We start from the raw sequence: 14,012 nt of genomic DNA, 5'->3' as shown, positions 1-14,012 counted from the left end.
AGAACCAGCGGCAAGACAAAGAAGTGCGCACGCCGAAGCGCAGCCGCTTCGGCGCTGCCAAAACGTCAGAGCAGAGGGTCGATGATGGCCGACATTTCCGCAATCGACATCGCCCCTTTGTAGGTCTTTCCGTTGATGAAAAAGGTCGGTGTGGAATCGACCTTGAATTCGTCGGCGCCGCGCTTCTGGACGGATCTCACATCGTCCAGAAGTTTCTGGTCCGTCAAGCAGGCCTCGAAGGACTCCTGTGTAAAACCGGCAAGCTTGGCGATTTGCAGCAGTGCGTCCTTGGTATTGTTCACACCAACCCAGTTCGCCTGCTGCCTGAACAGCACGTCGACCATCGGGAAATAGTTGTCCTTGGAGCAGCGCGCCAGCATGAAACCGGCCTCGGCGCTGGGGTCGAACGGAAATTCGCGTAGGATGTAGCGGGCCTTGCCGGTGTCGATATATTTCGTCTTCAGCTCCGGGAAAGTGGTCTCGGCGAAATGCGCGCAATGTGGGCAGGTCATCGATGCATATTCGACGATGGTGACCTTTGCGTCGTCCTTGCCAAGCTGCATGTCGGGCAGCGCGCCCGGCTTCAACAAGGCCGTCATATCCACGGTACCCTGAGCTTCCGGCGCCTTGGCGGCGGCTGGAGCGGCCGGCTTCGCAGGATCGGCCGGTTTCGTCGGATCGGAGGGGGGCGCAGGCGTCACATCCTGCGCCTCGGCTTTCTCGCCGGAATCGCTGCAGGCGGCAAGCAGCGCCATCGCCGGTATGGCGGCCAGCGACGACAAGAGATTTCTGCGGGACAAGGAACGGATCATACGAATCACCTGGCAATAGTTGGATTTTGCAATGCAAAGGCTACAAAAAGCGAGAGTTGGCGCGAATTAAGGCATTGCCACCCCTATTCCAATCGGCAAATTCGAGCATGCCATCACGATAGCGCGAGATTACGGCTTCCTTTGGCCTAGAATGGTGGCGCCAAGCCGCTCCAGCGAGGCGCGCAGCCCGTCGTCCTCGATCAAACCGACAGTGCCCGACAGCTTCGCCTTCTCGGCCACGGTCAGCGGCCGCAAACTGGGTTTCGGCTTTTCCTTGCCCGCCATTACCGGTTTCTGCACGATCCTGATCCGGCCGATCGCATTGAAGCCGAGAAACGCATTGACCCGGTTGATGATCTCGCTGGTCTCGTGCTGCAGATGCAGTGCCGCCACACCCTCGCAGGCAATCACCAGCACCGCCGGCTCGAACGGATCGTCTTCGTGCATGCGGCGCGGCCACTGGATCTTTTCCGGGCGCGAGCGGCCGGCAAGCCGCGGCCCGGCAATCTCTTCCCACGACTGAACCAGCCCGATCGACATGCCGGCCCGCTTGCGCAGCACCGGGTCGAGGATCTCGGTTGCGAGATCGCTCACCGGAACGGGATTGCCGAAGGGCCTTTTCCCTGCCATGTGCGTTCTCCAGTCACCAGCTTCAGCACCAGTGGATTAGGGCCGACCCTCGATCAATGGCACTGCACGACCAGACCCGCAAGGCCGTATCCGGAGACAATGGCGAGATCGCGTTCCGGCTGCTTGGCTGGTACGACGCGCATCACCGCGACCTGCCCTGGCGTGTTCCGCCGCACGCGCTGGCAAGCGGCGCGCAGCCCGATCCCTATCTGGTCTGGCTTTCCGAGGTGATGCTGCAGCAAACCACGGTCGAGGCGGTAAAATCCTATTTCCGGGCGTTCGTGCAGAAGTGGCCAACTGTCGAGGCACTGGCGGCGGCACCGATCGAAGACGTCATGAAGGCCTGGGCCGGGCTCGGCTATTATTCTCGCGCCCGCAACCTCAAGGCTTGCGCCGATCTCGTCGCGCGGCTAGGCGGCCGCTTTCCGGACAGTGAGACCGGCTTGAAGGAACTGCCCGGTATCGGCGCCTATACGGCAGCGGCGATCGCGGCGATCGCCTTCGACCGACCAGCCGCGGTCGTCGACGGCAATGTCGAACGGGTCGTCTCACGGCTGTTTTCGATCGCCACGCCGCTGGGCGAAGCCAAGAGCGAGATACGCAGCCATGTCGAGCACATGGTTCCCGGGACAAGGCCCGGCGACTTCGCGCAGGCGATGATGGACCTGGGCGCGACGATCTGCACACCGCGCCGGCCCCGCTGCATGCTTTGCCCCGTCAGGCAGGATTGCAGCGCCACAATCTCGGGCGATCCCGAGCGCTTTCCGGTCCGCCTGCCCAAGGCCGAGAAACCCTTGCGCCGCGGCGCCGCTTTCGTCGCCGTCAGGGGCGACGGCGCCGTGCTTTTGCGCAAGCGCGTCGAAAAAGGCCTGCTGGGCGGCATGACCGAAGTGCCGACGACCGGCTGGACCGCGCGCATCGACGGCGCCACAACGGAAGCGGCAGCCCCGTTCCCCGGCGACTGGCGGCAGGCCGGACGCATCGGCCATGTCTTTACCCATTTTGCGCTCGAACTCGACGTGTTCAAGGCGGAGACCGACAGCGCCGCCCCGCCCGGGCATTTCTGGTCGCTGGCCCATGAAATTTCCGGGGAAGCGCTGCCGAGCGTCATGAAAAAGGTAATCGAAGCGGCGATACCGGGCGCGACGAAGAAGCAGCGGCCGCATTGAAAGAGAGAAGAATGTCCGAAATCCGCCACATCGTTTTCGACATCGGCAAAGTGCTGATCCACTATGATCCGAACCTGCCCTTCAGCCGCCTGATCCCCGATCCAGACGAACGGAAATGGTTCTTCGACAATGTCTGCACGCATGATTGGAACATCGAGCAGGATCGCGGCCGGACCTGGGAAGAGGCAGAGACGCTCCTGATCGCCCAGTACCCGGATCACGAACAGAATATCCGCAATTTCCGCCGCCATTGGCACGAAATGGCACCGCATGCCTATAATGACAGCGTAGCCATCATGGAGCGCCTGATCGACACTGGCCATGACGTGACGCTGCTGACCAACTGGGCTGACGATACGTTCCGCGAAGCGCGCGACCGCTTTCCGTTCCTGGAGCGCCCGCGCGGCATCACCGTGTCAGCCGAGATCGGGCTAATCAAGCCGGATCGCGCCATCTATGATCACCACGTCACCGCGTTCGGCCTCGAACCGTCAGCCACGCTATTCATCGACGACAGCCAGAAAAATGTCGACGGCGCCAAGGCGGCCGGCTGGCAGTCGGTGCTGTTCACCGATGCAAAGACGCTCAGGGCGGACCTTGCGCGTCTTGGGATCAAGGTGTGATTTGAATCGCTTCCAGGGACTGGCTGAGCCTTCGCATTAACTGATCTGTCGCAACTCAGAAACCGTCAGGCCCCTGCCCGTTCCATGCCTAGCCGCGCAATGCGGCGAAGCTCGTCAATCGGGGTCAGGCCTCCGCTGCGCTCATAATGCCAGAAGGTCCATCCGTTGCAGGCGTCCAGCCCCTGTACCTCAGCGCCGATCTTGTGGATCGACCCGGCACTGTCGCCGATCGCCAGGGTGCCGTCGGCACGCACCTTGGCCGCCCAACGCTTCTTGGCGTCGTAGAGCGTAGCGCCGGGTGCCACCAGGCCATTGTCGAGCAGCGTGACGAAGGCAACGCGCGGCTCGGCGCGCTTGCCGGTCAGCACTGTCAAATTGGCGCCGTCCAGCGGCCGGACCGCATCGATGCGTTCCATGGCGGCATCGATATAGGCTTGCTCACGCTCGATGCCGACGAAGTGGCGGCCAAGCCGTTTGGCCACCGCACCGGTGGTTCCTGAACCGAAGAAGGGATCGAGCACGATGTCGCCGGGCCTGGTCGATGCCGTCATGACGCGGGCAAGCAACGCTTCCGGCTTCTGCGTCGGATGCAATTTGTCGCCATTGTCGTTCTTCAGGCGCTCGCCGCCGGTGCAGATCGGAAACAGCCAGTCGGAGCGCATCTGAATGTCGTCGTTCGATGCCTTCAGCGCCTCGTAGTTGAAGGTGTAACCTTTGCCCTTCTGGTCGCGCGATGCCCAGATCATCGTCTCATGCGCGTTCTGGAAGCGACGGCCACGGAAATTGGGCATTGGATTGGTCTTGCGCCAGACGACGTCATTGAGGATCCAGAAGCCCAGGTCCTGCATCTTGGCGCCGACCCTGAAAATATTGTGGTAGGAGCCGATGACCCAGATCGTGCCGTTGGGCTTCAACACGCGGCGCGCCGCCAGCAGCCAGGCGCGGGTGAAGGCGTCGTAGGCCTCAAAACTGTCGAACTGGTCCCAATGGTCGTCGACGGCATCGACCTTGGATTGGTCGGGCCGGTGCAGATCGCCATCGAGCTGCAGATTGTAAGGCGGATCGGCAAAGATCACGTCGATCGATTTTTCCGGCAGCCGTTCCAGCGCGGCGACGCAGTCGCCCTTCAGGATCGTATCCAGCCACTCGGATTGCTGGGGAGCATCGGAAAGCTCGTCGAGAAGACGCACGGCAGACATTATGACACCCAAGGCACGCGTTACTGTTTACTGTCCGTTATGGTTACCGATCAGCGTAAATATTCAGTGAAGGATACTGCCGAATTTGCGAAGCCCGGCCTGTTGGTGTATGCCGCGCCGCCTGAGCCGTTTGGACCAAAGGCCTCTTGGCATTCCCTTCATCCCGCTTTCCGGATCACCATGCCCCAGCCAGACCTTGTCATCTTCGATTGCGACGGCGTGCTCGTCGATTCCGAAATCATCGCCGCACGCATCGATGCCGAGCTTTTGACCTCGGCCGGCTATGAGATATCGGCGGAGGAGATTTCCGAGGTCTATGCCGGGCTGACTTTCAAGGACATCATGATGCGGGTCGAGGAAAAGTCCCGGATCCCGTTCCAGGCCTCCCTGATCGACAAGGAGGAACAGCTGGTCGATCGCCGGCTGCGCAGCGACGTGCGTGCCATCGACGGGGCGCACGAGGCTGTCGCCGCGGTAACGGTGCCGCGCTGCGTCTGTTCGAATTCGCGTTCGGAGCGGATCGAATTCATGCTGGAGAAGGTGCAGCTTTTGCCGTTCTTTGCCGGCCGTATCTTTTCGTCGCTGGAAACGCCGACCGGGAAAACCAAGCCGGCGCCGGACGTGTTCCGGTTCGCCGCGGAAAAGCTCAAGGCCGATCCTGCGAACACCTTCGTCATCGAGGATTCCGTGCATGGCGTCACCGGCGCCAAGACGGCGGGAATGCGCGTCATCGGCTTCACCGGCGCGGCGCACAGCTATCCCGGCCACGCCGATGCGCTGACCGAAGCCGGTGCCGAAACGGTCATCCGCCGCTGGGCGGAACTGAAAAGCGTGATCGCCGCGCTGTCGGAATGGTCGGCGGACGCCTGAGAGGCCGCCTCCAACCGCCGTGGCGCGAATGCACCGGCTCAGTTGGTCGCGGCGGCTTTCTTCTTCTTCGGCTTGTCCGACGCCCCTTTCGGAGCGCCCTCGTCATACCCGGCAAATGCCTGGTAGTCCCGCGCCGTCGGCTCCGGAACGACGACGTTGGAATCGGTGAAGACGAACTGCGTGGCACTCGAGGGATCGGTAACCTGGACCTGATAGGAGTGAAGCTGCGAATAGAGAACTTCGGTGCCGTGCATCACCGCGATACGGATCGGCATGGTGATGGTACCGGGGGCGAACATCGGACCAGGCACGACCTTGCCGGCAACGGCTATCTTCATCGACAAGGAGCCGTTGGCGCGGCTGCAGTCGCGGGTCACATCGGTGATCGAAGCCTGATAGATGATCTTGGCGGAATCGTCCGGCTGATCGACGCCTGCCGCGTCCGCTGCCGGCTGGGCGGCTTGGGCATCCTCGGCGGCAACATCGGTTTTTTTCTTCGGCTTCGGACCGCTCTTGGCGTAGATATTGAAGAAGGCGGTGCCGTCACGCAACGTCACTTTCGGGCAATAGGCCTGCAGCTGGCTGGAAAGCACCTTGGGGTCGGGTGGCGGTGGTGGCGTCGTATCCTTCTTGCCGAAGCCGAGAATGCCATTGTCGCTCGATTGGCAGCCTGCGGCAGCAAGCATAAAGCCGGTGAGCGCCAGACCCGCGACAAAACGACCGTTGAATGAATGAAACGCCATGAACTGCACTTCCCTCTCGCAAAGCCGGTGACGTATATCAACCGCGCGGCAAAAATGCGACTGAGCCAGCGCAGAAATCCACCACCTTACGGCGGGCGAAGATTCCCGGCAGCAATGGAAACGTGACGATGCAATATGTGAGTACCCGCGGGGAAGCGCCCGCGCTTGGATTCTCCGACGCGGTGCTGGCCGGGCTGGCCCGCGACGGCGGGCTCTATCTGCCGAGCGCCTGGCCGCATTTTTCCGCAGCAGAGGTCCGCGCCATGCGCGGCCTTGCCTATCCCGATCTTGCAATCCGCGTGCTGTCGCCGTTCCTCGGTGGCGAGATCGCGGCGCCGGTGTTCGAACGGCTGGTGCGCGAAGCCTACGCGACCTTCCGCCATGGGGCCGTCTGCCCGCTGGTGCAGAGCGGGCCGAACAGCTTCGTGCTCGAGCTGTTCCACGGCCCGACGCTCGCGTTCAAAGACGTGGCGATGCAGCTTCTCGCGCGGCTGATGGACCATGTGCTGGCCGAGCGCGACCAGCGCGCCACCATTGTCGGCGCCACCTCCGGCGACACCGGAGGGGCCGCCATCGATGCCTTTGCCGGGCGCAACCGCACCGACATCTTCGTGCTTTTCCCGCACGGCCGCGTCTCGCCGGTGCAGCAGCGGCAGATGACGACCTCGACCGCCGCAAACGTCCACGCATTGGCGATCGAAGGCAATTTCGACGACTGCCAGGGCCTGGTGAAGGACATGTTCAACGACCACGGTTTTCGCGACCGGGTGTCGCTATCCGGCGTCAATTCGATCAATTGGGCCCGCATCATGGCCCAGATCGTCTATTATTTCTCCTCCGCGCTGTCGCTTGGCGCGCCCGACAGGCCGGTTTCCTTCACGGTGCCGACCGGCAATTTCGGCGACATTTTCGCCGGCTACGCAGCCAAGAAGATGGGATTGCCGATCGAGCGGCTGATCATCGCCACGAACGACAACGATATTCTGGCGCGCACGCTGGCGACCGGCGAATACCGCATGAAAGGGGTCTTTTCGACCACGTCGCCCTCGATGGACATCCAGGTGTCTTCGAACTTCGAACGCTTGCTGTTCGAGGCGTCCGGCCGCGATGCCTCGACCGTGCGGCGCTACATGGACGGGCTCAAGCAGTCCGGCGCCTTCACCATCGAGGCCGGCGAAATCGCCAAGATCCGCTCCGAATTCGACGCCGGCCGCGCCACCATGGACGAGGTCGCCGCCACAATCCGCACCACACTTGCGGTGAGCGGCTATCTGCTCGACCCGCACACCGCCACAGCCGTGCACGTGGCCGCCGGCAAAGCCGCCGGTGAGGTGCCGATGGTTGTGCTGGGCACTGCGCACCCGGCAAAGTTTCCGACGGCCGTCGAAGCTGCCAGCGGCGTGTCGCCTGCCCTCCCCGCATGGCTGGGTGGGTTGATGAGCGCCGAGGAAAAATACACGGTACTTCCATCCGACCTGAAAATGGTGGAAGATTATGTCGGCCGCCACACGCGGGCGGCGCGTTAGGGAGTAATTGCCATATGGGTGTTGAGGTAAGCCGTCTGTCGAACGGCCTGACAGTCGCCACCGAAACCCTTCCAAGCCTCGAATCTGTTGCCCTTGGTGCCTGGGTCAAGTCGGGCGCACGCAACGAGCGTGACGAAGAGCACGGAATGGCGCATTTGCTCGAGCACATGGCTTTCAAGGGCACCAGGCGGCGAAGCGCCTTCGAGATCGCCTCGGAGATCGAGGACGTCGGCGGCGAGATCAATGCCGCGACCAGCGTCGAGACGACCTCCTATTATGCAAGGGTTCTGAGCGACGATGTGCCGCTGGCGGTCGATATCCTTTCCGACATCCTGCAGGACTCCGAATTCGATCCGCAGGAGCTGGAGCGCGAACAGCATGTGATTCTGCAGGAGATCGGCGCCGCGCACGATACGCCCGACGATGTCGTTTTCGATCACTTTACCGAGACCGCCTTCCGCCACCAGACTATCGGCCGCTCGATTCTCGGCACGCCGGAAACCGTCAAATCCTTCACTTCGAAGCAACTGCACGACTTCATCGAACGGCAGTACGGCGCCGAGAACATGGTGATGGTGGCAGCCGGCGACATCAAGCACGACGATTTCGTGCGCGAGGTCGAAAAGCGTCTCGGCGGCTTCCGCGGCAAGGCCGACGGCACCATCCCGCAATATGCGCAATATGTCGGCGGCGATTTTCGCGAAGACCGCGACCTGATGGACGCCCAGATCGTGCTGGGTTTCGAGGGCCGTGCCTATCACGTCCGCGATTTCTATGCCTCTCAGGTCCTGTCGATGATCCTCGGCGGCGGCATGTCGTCGCGGCTTTTCCAGGAAGTCCGCGAAAAACGCGGCCTGTGCTATTCGGTCTATGCCTTCCACTGGGGTTTTTCCGACACCGGCGTCTTCGGGGTCCATGCGGCAACCGGACAAAGCGATATCGCCGAGCTGGTGCCTGTGATCATCGACGAGCTACAAAAGGCCGGCGAAAACATCCTGCAGGAGGAGCTCGACCGGGCGCGTGCCCAATACCGCGCCGGGCTGATCATGTCGGCCGAGAGCCCGGCCAGCCGCGCCTCGCAGATCGCCAGGCAGTTGCTTCTGTTCGGCAGGCCGATCGCCAAGGAAGAGCTGATGGAGCGGCTGTCGGCGCTGACGGTCGAGCGGCTGACGGATCTGTCGTCGCGGCTTTTTTCGACGAAGCCGACGCTTACAGCCGTCGGGCCGGTGGGTACGCTCGCGCCCTATGAAGCGATCCTCGATTCGCTTTCGGGCTCGCAGACCACTGCCCGTAAGCTTGCCGTCTAAGCTTATTCGAGCGTCGTGTTCGCGCTCCCTTTCTTTCGCCGCGACCTGCCGGCACTGAAGGGCGACCTTGTCACGCTGCGTGTGCCGCTGACCAACGACTATCGCGAGTGGTCGGTGCTGCGCGGCGAAAGCCGCGCCTTCCTTGAGCCGTGGGAGCCGCGATGGACCCCTGACGAGCTCGACCGCACCGCATGGCGGCATCGTATCGGCCGCTACCGCGAGGACTATGCGCAGGGGACGGCGATCGCCTTCTTCATCTTCGAGAAAAGCAGCGGCAAGCTTGCCGGCGGTATCACCCTCGGCAATATCCGCCACGGGGTCGCCCAAAGCGGCCATATCGGCTACTGGATCGGCGAGCGCTTCAGCGGACGCGGCCTGATGACCGATGCCGTCAAGGTGGTGACGCGTTTCGCCTTCGAAACGCTGCGGTTGCACCGGATCGAAGCTGCCTGTATCCCCGATAACGCCCGGTCGATCCGCGTGCTTGAAAAAGCCGGATTCCGGCGCGAAGGACTGCTACGATCCTATCTCAGGATCAACGGCATCTGGCAGGACCATTACCTATACGCCCGAATCGCGGACGATCCGCCGGGCGTTGGAACAAAGGGCTGATTTTGACGAATTTTCTGCGCAACGGGTCGCTGCTTGCCCTTATGCTGGCGGCAATCGTCACGCTCTGCGCGGCATCCTCGGCGTTTGCGGTCGAACCGATCAAGATTGCCCGCGACGACGTGGCGCTCGACCTTTCGGGTGCCGTTGAAATCTACCGCAACCAGGGCGAGAATTTCCAAGTCTCAACGGCACCCGGCCCGGACGGCATCGTGCGGCGAATCGAGGTCGAGGCCAATGACGCGCGCTCGACCGGCGACTGGGCGGTGTTCGCGCTCGCCAATACCACCGATCAGCAGCTTGACAGGCTGATTGTCGCACCGCACTTCCGGCTGGTGAATTCCGGCCTGTTCTGGCCGGATCTCGGCTCGACCCGTATCGCCGCGATCACGCCCAGCGAAGGCTTTGCGCTCGACCGCCAGACCAGCCCCGACGCCGACGTGTTCCGGGTGACGCTGAACCCCGGAACGGTGATTACCTTCATCGCCGAGCTCGCCTCGCCCAAGCTGCCGCAGGTCTATCTGTGGGACCCCGAATCCTACAAGGACTCGGTCAATTCCTACACGCTGTTTCGTGGCATCGTCATCGGCATCGCCGGCCTGCTGGCGCTGTTCCTGACCATTCTTTTCGTCGTCAAGGGGACCTCGATGTTCCCGGCGACGGCGGCCCTAGCCTGGGCGGTGCTTGCCTATATCTGCGTCGATTTCGGCTTTCTCAACAAGATCATAGAAATATCCCCGGGCAATGAGCAGATGTGGCGCGCCGGAACGGAGGTGGCGCTTGCGGCGACCTTCGTGGTGTTCCTGTTTGCCTATCTCAACCTCAACCGGTGGCACGGCCATTTCAGCTACGGCGCACTGGTCTGGATCCTCGGGCTGGTGCTGATCGCCGGCGTTGCCATCGTCGATCCGGCGGTTGCCGCCGGCATTGCCAGGCTGTCCTTCGCAGCCACCGCGCTGACCGGGCTCGGCCTGATCATCTTCCTCGGTATACGCGGTTACGACCGCGCCATCATGCTGGTGCCCAGTTGGGTGATGGTTCTGCTGTGGCTATGCGGATCGTGGATGGCAATCACCGGCATGCTGGACAACGATATCGCCCAGCCGGCGCTCGGCGGTGGGCTGATCCTCATCATCCTGCTGATCGGCTTCACCGTGATGCAGCACGCTTTTGCCGGCGGCGCCCTGCATCAGGGCCTGTTCTCCGACCTCGAGCGGCAGGCGTTGGCGGTTGCCGGATCGGGCGATACTGTGTGGGACTGGGACGTGCTGCGCGACCGCGTCGTCACTCGTCCCGACGTCAGCATTCAGCTCGGCCTTGCGCCGAACAGCCTCGGCGGCCCTGCCCGCAACTGGCTGCCGGTGCTGCATGCCGACGACCGCGACACGTTTCGCACGACGCTCGACGTGGTGCTCGAGCACCGGCGCGGCCGGGTGTCGCAAAACTTCCGCCTGCGCGGCGCCGACGGGCACTATCACTGGTTTTCGCTGCGTGCCCGGCCGGTGATCGGCTCGGACGGCGAGGTCATCCGCTGCGTCGGCACCATGGTCGACGTGACGGAGCAGAAGAAATCCGAGGAACGGCTGCTGCACGACGCCGTGCACGACAATCTGACCGGCTTGCCCAACCGCGAGCTGTTCATGAACCGGCTGGAGGCGATCATCTCGATCGCCCGTACCGAAGAGAAGGTGCGCCCGACCGTCTTCGTCATCGACATCGACCGCTTCAAGCAGGTCAATGACGGGCTCGGCATCTCGGCCGGCGATACCATCCTTTTGACCATCGCGCGGCGGCTGCACCGGCTGCTCAAGCCGAAGGATTCGCTGTCGCGATTTGCCGGCGACCAGTTCGCGCTGATGCTTTTGTCGGAGCAGGATCCGGCTCGCATCGCGGCCATTGCCGATGCCATCAAGCACGCCATCAACAACCCGATCACCTTCGCTAAGCGCGAGATCGTGCTGACTGCCTCGATCGGGCTGATCACCTGGACCTCCACGCAGACCTCGGCCGAGGACATGGTCAAGGATGCCGAGCTTGCCATGCATCAGGCCAAGCGCTTCGGCGGCGACAGGATCGAGCCGTTCCGGCCAGCCTTCCGCACCGTCGGCACCGACCGGCTGCAGTTCGAGTCCGATCTGCGCCGCGCTATCGAACGACGCGAATTCACGCTTGCCTACCAGCCAATCGTGCGGCTGGAGGACGGCAGCGTTGCCGGCTTCGAAGCGCTGCTGCGCTGGGACCATCCGCGTCGCGGCATGATCCCGCCGGCAGATTTCATCCCGGTCGCCGAAAACTGCGGCCTGATCGTGCAGCTTGGCCTGTTTGCCATGCAACAGGCTGCCGAAGACCTGGCAGGATGGCAAAAGCAGATCGGCGATGCGCCGCTGTCGGTCTCGGTCAATCTGTCCAGCCGTCAGCTCATCCGCCGCGACCTGGTCAGCGACGTCCGCTCGGTGATCGCGCGGGCCAATCTGAAACCGCGCTGCTTCCGGCTCGAACTCACCGAATCGCTGGTGATGGACAATCCCGAGCAGACCGCCCATGTGCTGACCAAGCTGAAGCAGCTTGGCATCGGCCTGTCGCTGGACGATTTCGGCACCGGCTATTCATCGCTGGCCTATCTGACGCGCTTTCCATTCGACACCATCAAGATCGACAAGAGCTTCGTCGACGACGCGACGCCGAAACGCGCGGTGCTGCTCAAATCCATGGTCAACATGGCGCATGAACTCGGCCTGTCGGTTGTCGCCGAAGGCATTTCGGACGAGAGCGATGCGCTGGAGTTGCGGCAGATGGGCTGCGAATACGTGCAGAGTTTCATGTTCGGAGCGCCGATGCCGGGCGACCAGGTGCTGAAGACGCTGAAGGAACAGTATCCGCTCACTCAGGCGTGACAAATTTCGGGACGTAATGAGGTTCAGGCGTGACCGGCAGCCAGGCTGAGATGCGCGAGATCGATGCCGATCGAGGCAAGGATCCGGTCGTATTTGCGGTCGATGTCGGCGTCGAACAGAAGCTCGGCACTAGCCGGGCAAGTCAGCCAGCCATTCTCGACGATCTCGTTTTCAAGCTGACCCGCACCCCAGCCGGCATAGCCGAGCGCCATCAGAGCCCGCCGGGGTCCGCGGCCGGAGGAGATGGCGCGCAATATGTCGACGGTCGCAGTCAGGCAGACGTCGTCGGACACGGCGAGCGAGGATTCCACCCGGTAGTCGCCCGAATGCAGGACGAAGCCGCGGCTGCGATCCACCGGTCCGCCATTGCGCACGACGAAGTCGCGCGCCGGCGGCGGCAGGCGAATTGCCTCCAGTTCGTTCATGATCCCGAGTTGCACGAGCAGGTCCGGAAACAGCATCTGCTGCGTCTGGTTGATGATCAACCCCATCGCGCCTTCGTCGCTGTGCGCGCAAATGTAGATGACGGAGCGCGTGAAGCGGTCGTCCTTCATGCCGGGCATGGCAATCAGGAACTGGTCGTCGAGAAAGCCGGGTCCTGCGGCCGTCTTTTTATGACGCAACAAATCCATGACCACAGCGTAACGCGTTTCCAGGGCGCCGAAAAGATGGGCGGCGCCCGATTTGATCAGGCTCATAAGTCAAAGGTCACGCAAATATGATGCCGGCGGCGTCATGAAATCATTGTGCGGCCATCAACAGACGATCAAATCATTGCCATGCAAAGCTTGAAAATCCTGCTGCTTGGCGTGGCCATTGGGTCGGCGACCTGCCTCCCCGCCTCAGCCTCCTCGTCGGCCTGGTACAATAGCGAAGGCGGCCGGGTGCGGCTGGTGACGAGCGGCAAAGCCGACGAGGCCGGGCGTCTCCAAGGTGTCCTCGACATTGCGCTGAAGCCAGGCTGGAAGACCTATTGGCGCGATCCGGGCGATGCGGGCGTGCCGCCACAGATCGACATCTCGGCCAGCACCAACATTGCCGACGCGACGCTTTCGTTTCCGCCGCCGCAGCGCCACGATGACGGCTATGGCAAATGGGCCGGCTACGACCACCCGGTTTCATTGCCGGTGACGTTCACGCTTGCTGCACCCGGCCAGCCGGCCGTCATCGATGCGGACATCTTCCTCGGCATTTGCGAAACCATCTGCATCCCGGTGCAGACAAGGCTGACCATCGATCCCGGCGCCGATCCCGACAACGCCGAGGATGCGGCACTGGTCAAGGCAGGCCTTGCAACTCTGCCCGCCACGGCAACGCCCGATTTCGGAATAAACGTACTGCCGGGCGATCACGAAACCCTGATTGTCGAAGCGAGCTTTCCGGGCACTCCCGAGGCCGCCGACTTCTTCGTTGCCGGCGAACGCGACTACATGTTCGGTGCCCCGACCCGCAGCGAAAAGGATGGCAAGCTGATCTTTACGGTGCCGATCCTCGACAGGCCGTCGACAACGCCAACCGATGGCGGCCTTCACTACACACTGACAAGTGCCGCTGGCGCGGTCGAAGGCCTGCTGCCTTTTCCGTGATGCCAACGTCTGGACGGTTGCCGGGCGCGCCTTAGTTCGCTATC

General features: G+C 62.7%; 13 protein-coding genes. 8 read left to right on the top strand and 5 right to left on the bottom strand.

Annotated features, from left to right (window positions below; all coding sequences use genetic code 11):
* Positions 1 to 65 precede the first annotated feature (65 nt).
* Together NKI50_RS09170 and NKI50_RS09165 are read right to left on the bottom strand one after the other, a co-directional pair.
* Entirely contained in the window at positions 66 to 812 is a 747-nt protein-coding gene (locus tag NKI50_RS09170; protein ID WP_352716267.1) for a DsbA family protein, read from the bottom strand.
* A 129-nt stretch (positions 813 to 941) separates the two neighbouring features.
* Positions 942 to 1,442 (bottom strand): DUF721 domain-containing protein, encoded by a 501-nt coding sequence (locus tag NKI50_RS09165; RefSeq protein ID WP_352716265.1) that lies wholly within the window; start codon positions 1,440 to 1,442, stop codon positions 942 to 944.
* 56 nt (positions 1,443 to 1,498) lie between these two features.
* Here NKI50_RS09165 and mutY point away from each other — a divergent pair, with 56 nt between their 5' ends.
* Together mutY and NKI50_RS09155 are read left to right on the top strand one after the other, a co-directional pair.
* A complete protein-coding gene (gene mutY, locus NKI50_RS09160; RefSeq protein WP_352716263.1) occupies positions 1,499 to 2,611 on the top strand; it encodes an A/G-specific adenine glycosylase in 1,113 nt (370 codons plus the stop codon).
* An 11-nt stretch (positions 2,612 to 2,622) separates the two neighbouring features.
* Positions 2,623 to 3,234, top strand: a complete 612-nt coding sequence (locus NKI50_RS09155) for an HAD family hydrolase (protein WP_023716942.1) — start codon at positions 2,623 to 2,625, stop codon at positions 3,232 to 3,234.
* A 65-nt stretch (positions 3,235 to 3,299) separates the two neighbouring features.
* Here NKI50_RS09155 and NKI50_RS09150 read toward each other — a convergent pair whose 3' ends face one another.
* Entirely contained in the window at positions 3,300 to 4,433 is a 1,134-nt protein-coding gene (locus tag NKI50_RS09150; protein WP_023716941.1) for a site-specific DNA-methyltransferase, read from the bottom strand.
* A gap of 180 nt (positions 4,434 to 4,613) precedes the next feature.
* On the opposite strand from NKI50_RS09150, the gene NKI50_RS09145 reads away from it, so the two are divergent.
* Entirely contained in the window at positions 4,614 to 5,303 is a 690-nt protein-coding gene (locus NKI50_RS09145) for an HAD family hydrolase (RefSeq protein WP_352639125.1), read from the top strand.
* A 38-nt stretch (positions 5,304 to 5,341) separates the two neighbouring features.
* On the opposite strand, the gene NKI50_RS09140 is transcribed toward NKI50_RS09145, so the two are convergent.
* The gene (locus NKI50_RS09140; RefSeq protein ID WP_352639123.1) at positions 5,342 to 6,046 is read right to left on the bottom strand and encodes a hypothetical protein; all 705 of its coding nucleotides are present in this window, start codon (positions 6,044 to 6,046) and stop codon (positions 5,342 to 5,344) included.
* A gap of 128 nt (positions 6,047 to 6,174) precedes the next feature.
* Between NKI50_RS09140 and thrC the strand changes: the two genes are divergently transcribed.
* Genes thrC through NKI50_RS09120 form a run of 4 tightly spaced genes read left to right on the top strand, consistent with a single transcriptional unit; the run spans position 6,175 to position 12,382 of the window.
* Positions 6,175 to 7,572, top strand: a complete 1,398-nt coding sequence (thrC, locus tag NKI50_RS09135) for a threonine synthase (protein ID WP_352716260.1) — start codon at positions 6,175 to 6,177, stop codon at positions 7,570 to 7,572.
* A gap of 14 nt (positions 7,573 to 7,586) precedes the next feature.
* The gene (locus NKI50_RS09130; protein WP_352716258.1) at positions 7,587 to 8,879 is read left to right on the top strand and encodes a M16 family metallopeptidase; all 1,293 of its coding nucleotides are present in this window, start codon (positions 7,587 to 7,589) and stop codon (positions 8,877 to 8,879) included.
* 15 nt (positions 8,880 to 8,894) lie between these two features.
* Entirely contained in the window at positions 8,895 to 9,491 is a 597-nt protein-coding gene (locus NKI50_RS09125; RefSeq protein ID WP_023716936.1) for a GNAT family N-acetyltransferase, read from the top strand.
* 2 nt (positions 9,492 to 9,493) lie between these two features.
* Complete coding sequence (locus NKI50_RS09120; RefSeq protein ID WP_023716935.1) at positions 9,494 to 12,382, top strand: EAL domain-containing protein; 2,889 nt, start codon at positions 9,494 to 9,496, stop codon at positions 12,380 to 12,382.
* A 23-nt stretch (positions 12,383 to 12,405) separates the two neighbouring features.
* On the opposite strand, the gene NKI50_RS09115 is transcribed toward NKI50_RS09120, so the two are convergent.
* Positions 12,406 to 13,014 (bottom strand): YqgE/AlgH family protein, encoded by a 609-nt coding sequence (locus NKI50_RS09115; RefSeq protein WP_023716934.1) that lies wholly within the window; start codon positions 13,012 to 13,014, stop codon positions 12,406 to 12,408.
* 147 nt (positions 13,015 to 13,161) lie between these two features.
* On the opposite strand from NKI50_RS09115, the gene NKI50_RS09110 reads away from it, so the two are divergent.
* Positions 13,162 to 13,968: a protein-disulfide reductase DsbD domain-containing protein gene (locus tag NKI50_RS09110; RefSeq protein ID WP_023716933.1), complete on the top strand. Its 807-nt coding sequence runs from the start codon at positions 13,162 to 13,164 to the stop codon at positions 13,966 to 13,968.
* Positions 13,969 to 14,012 lie beyond the last annotated feature (44 nt).

Origin of the sequence: Mesorhizobium sp. M0563, assembly GCF_040321065.1 — a bacterium.
GTDB lineage: Bacteria > Pseudomonadota > Alphaproteobacteria > Rhizobiales > Rhizobiaceae > Mesorhizobium.
Note: the sequence above shows the minus strand (reverse complement) of the source record. Positions and strands in the feature narration are given on the sequence as shown.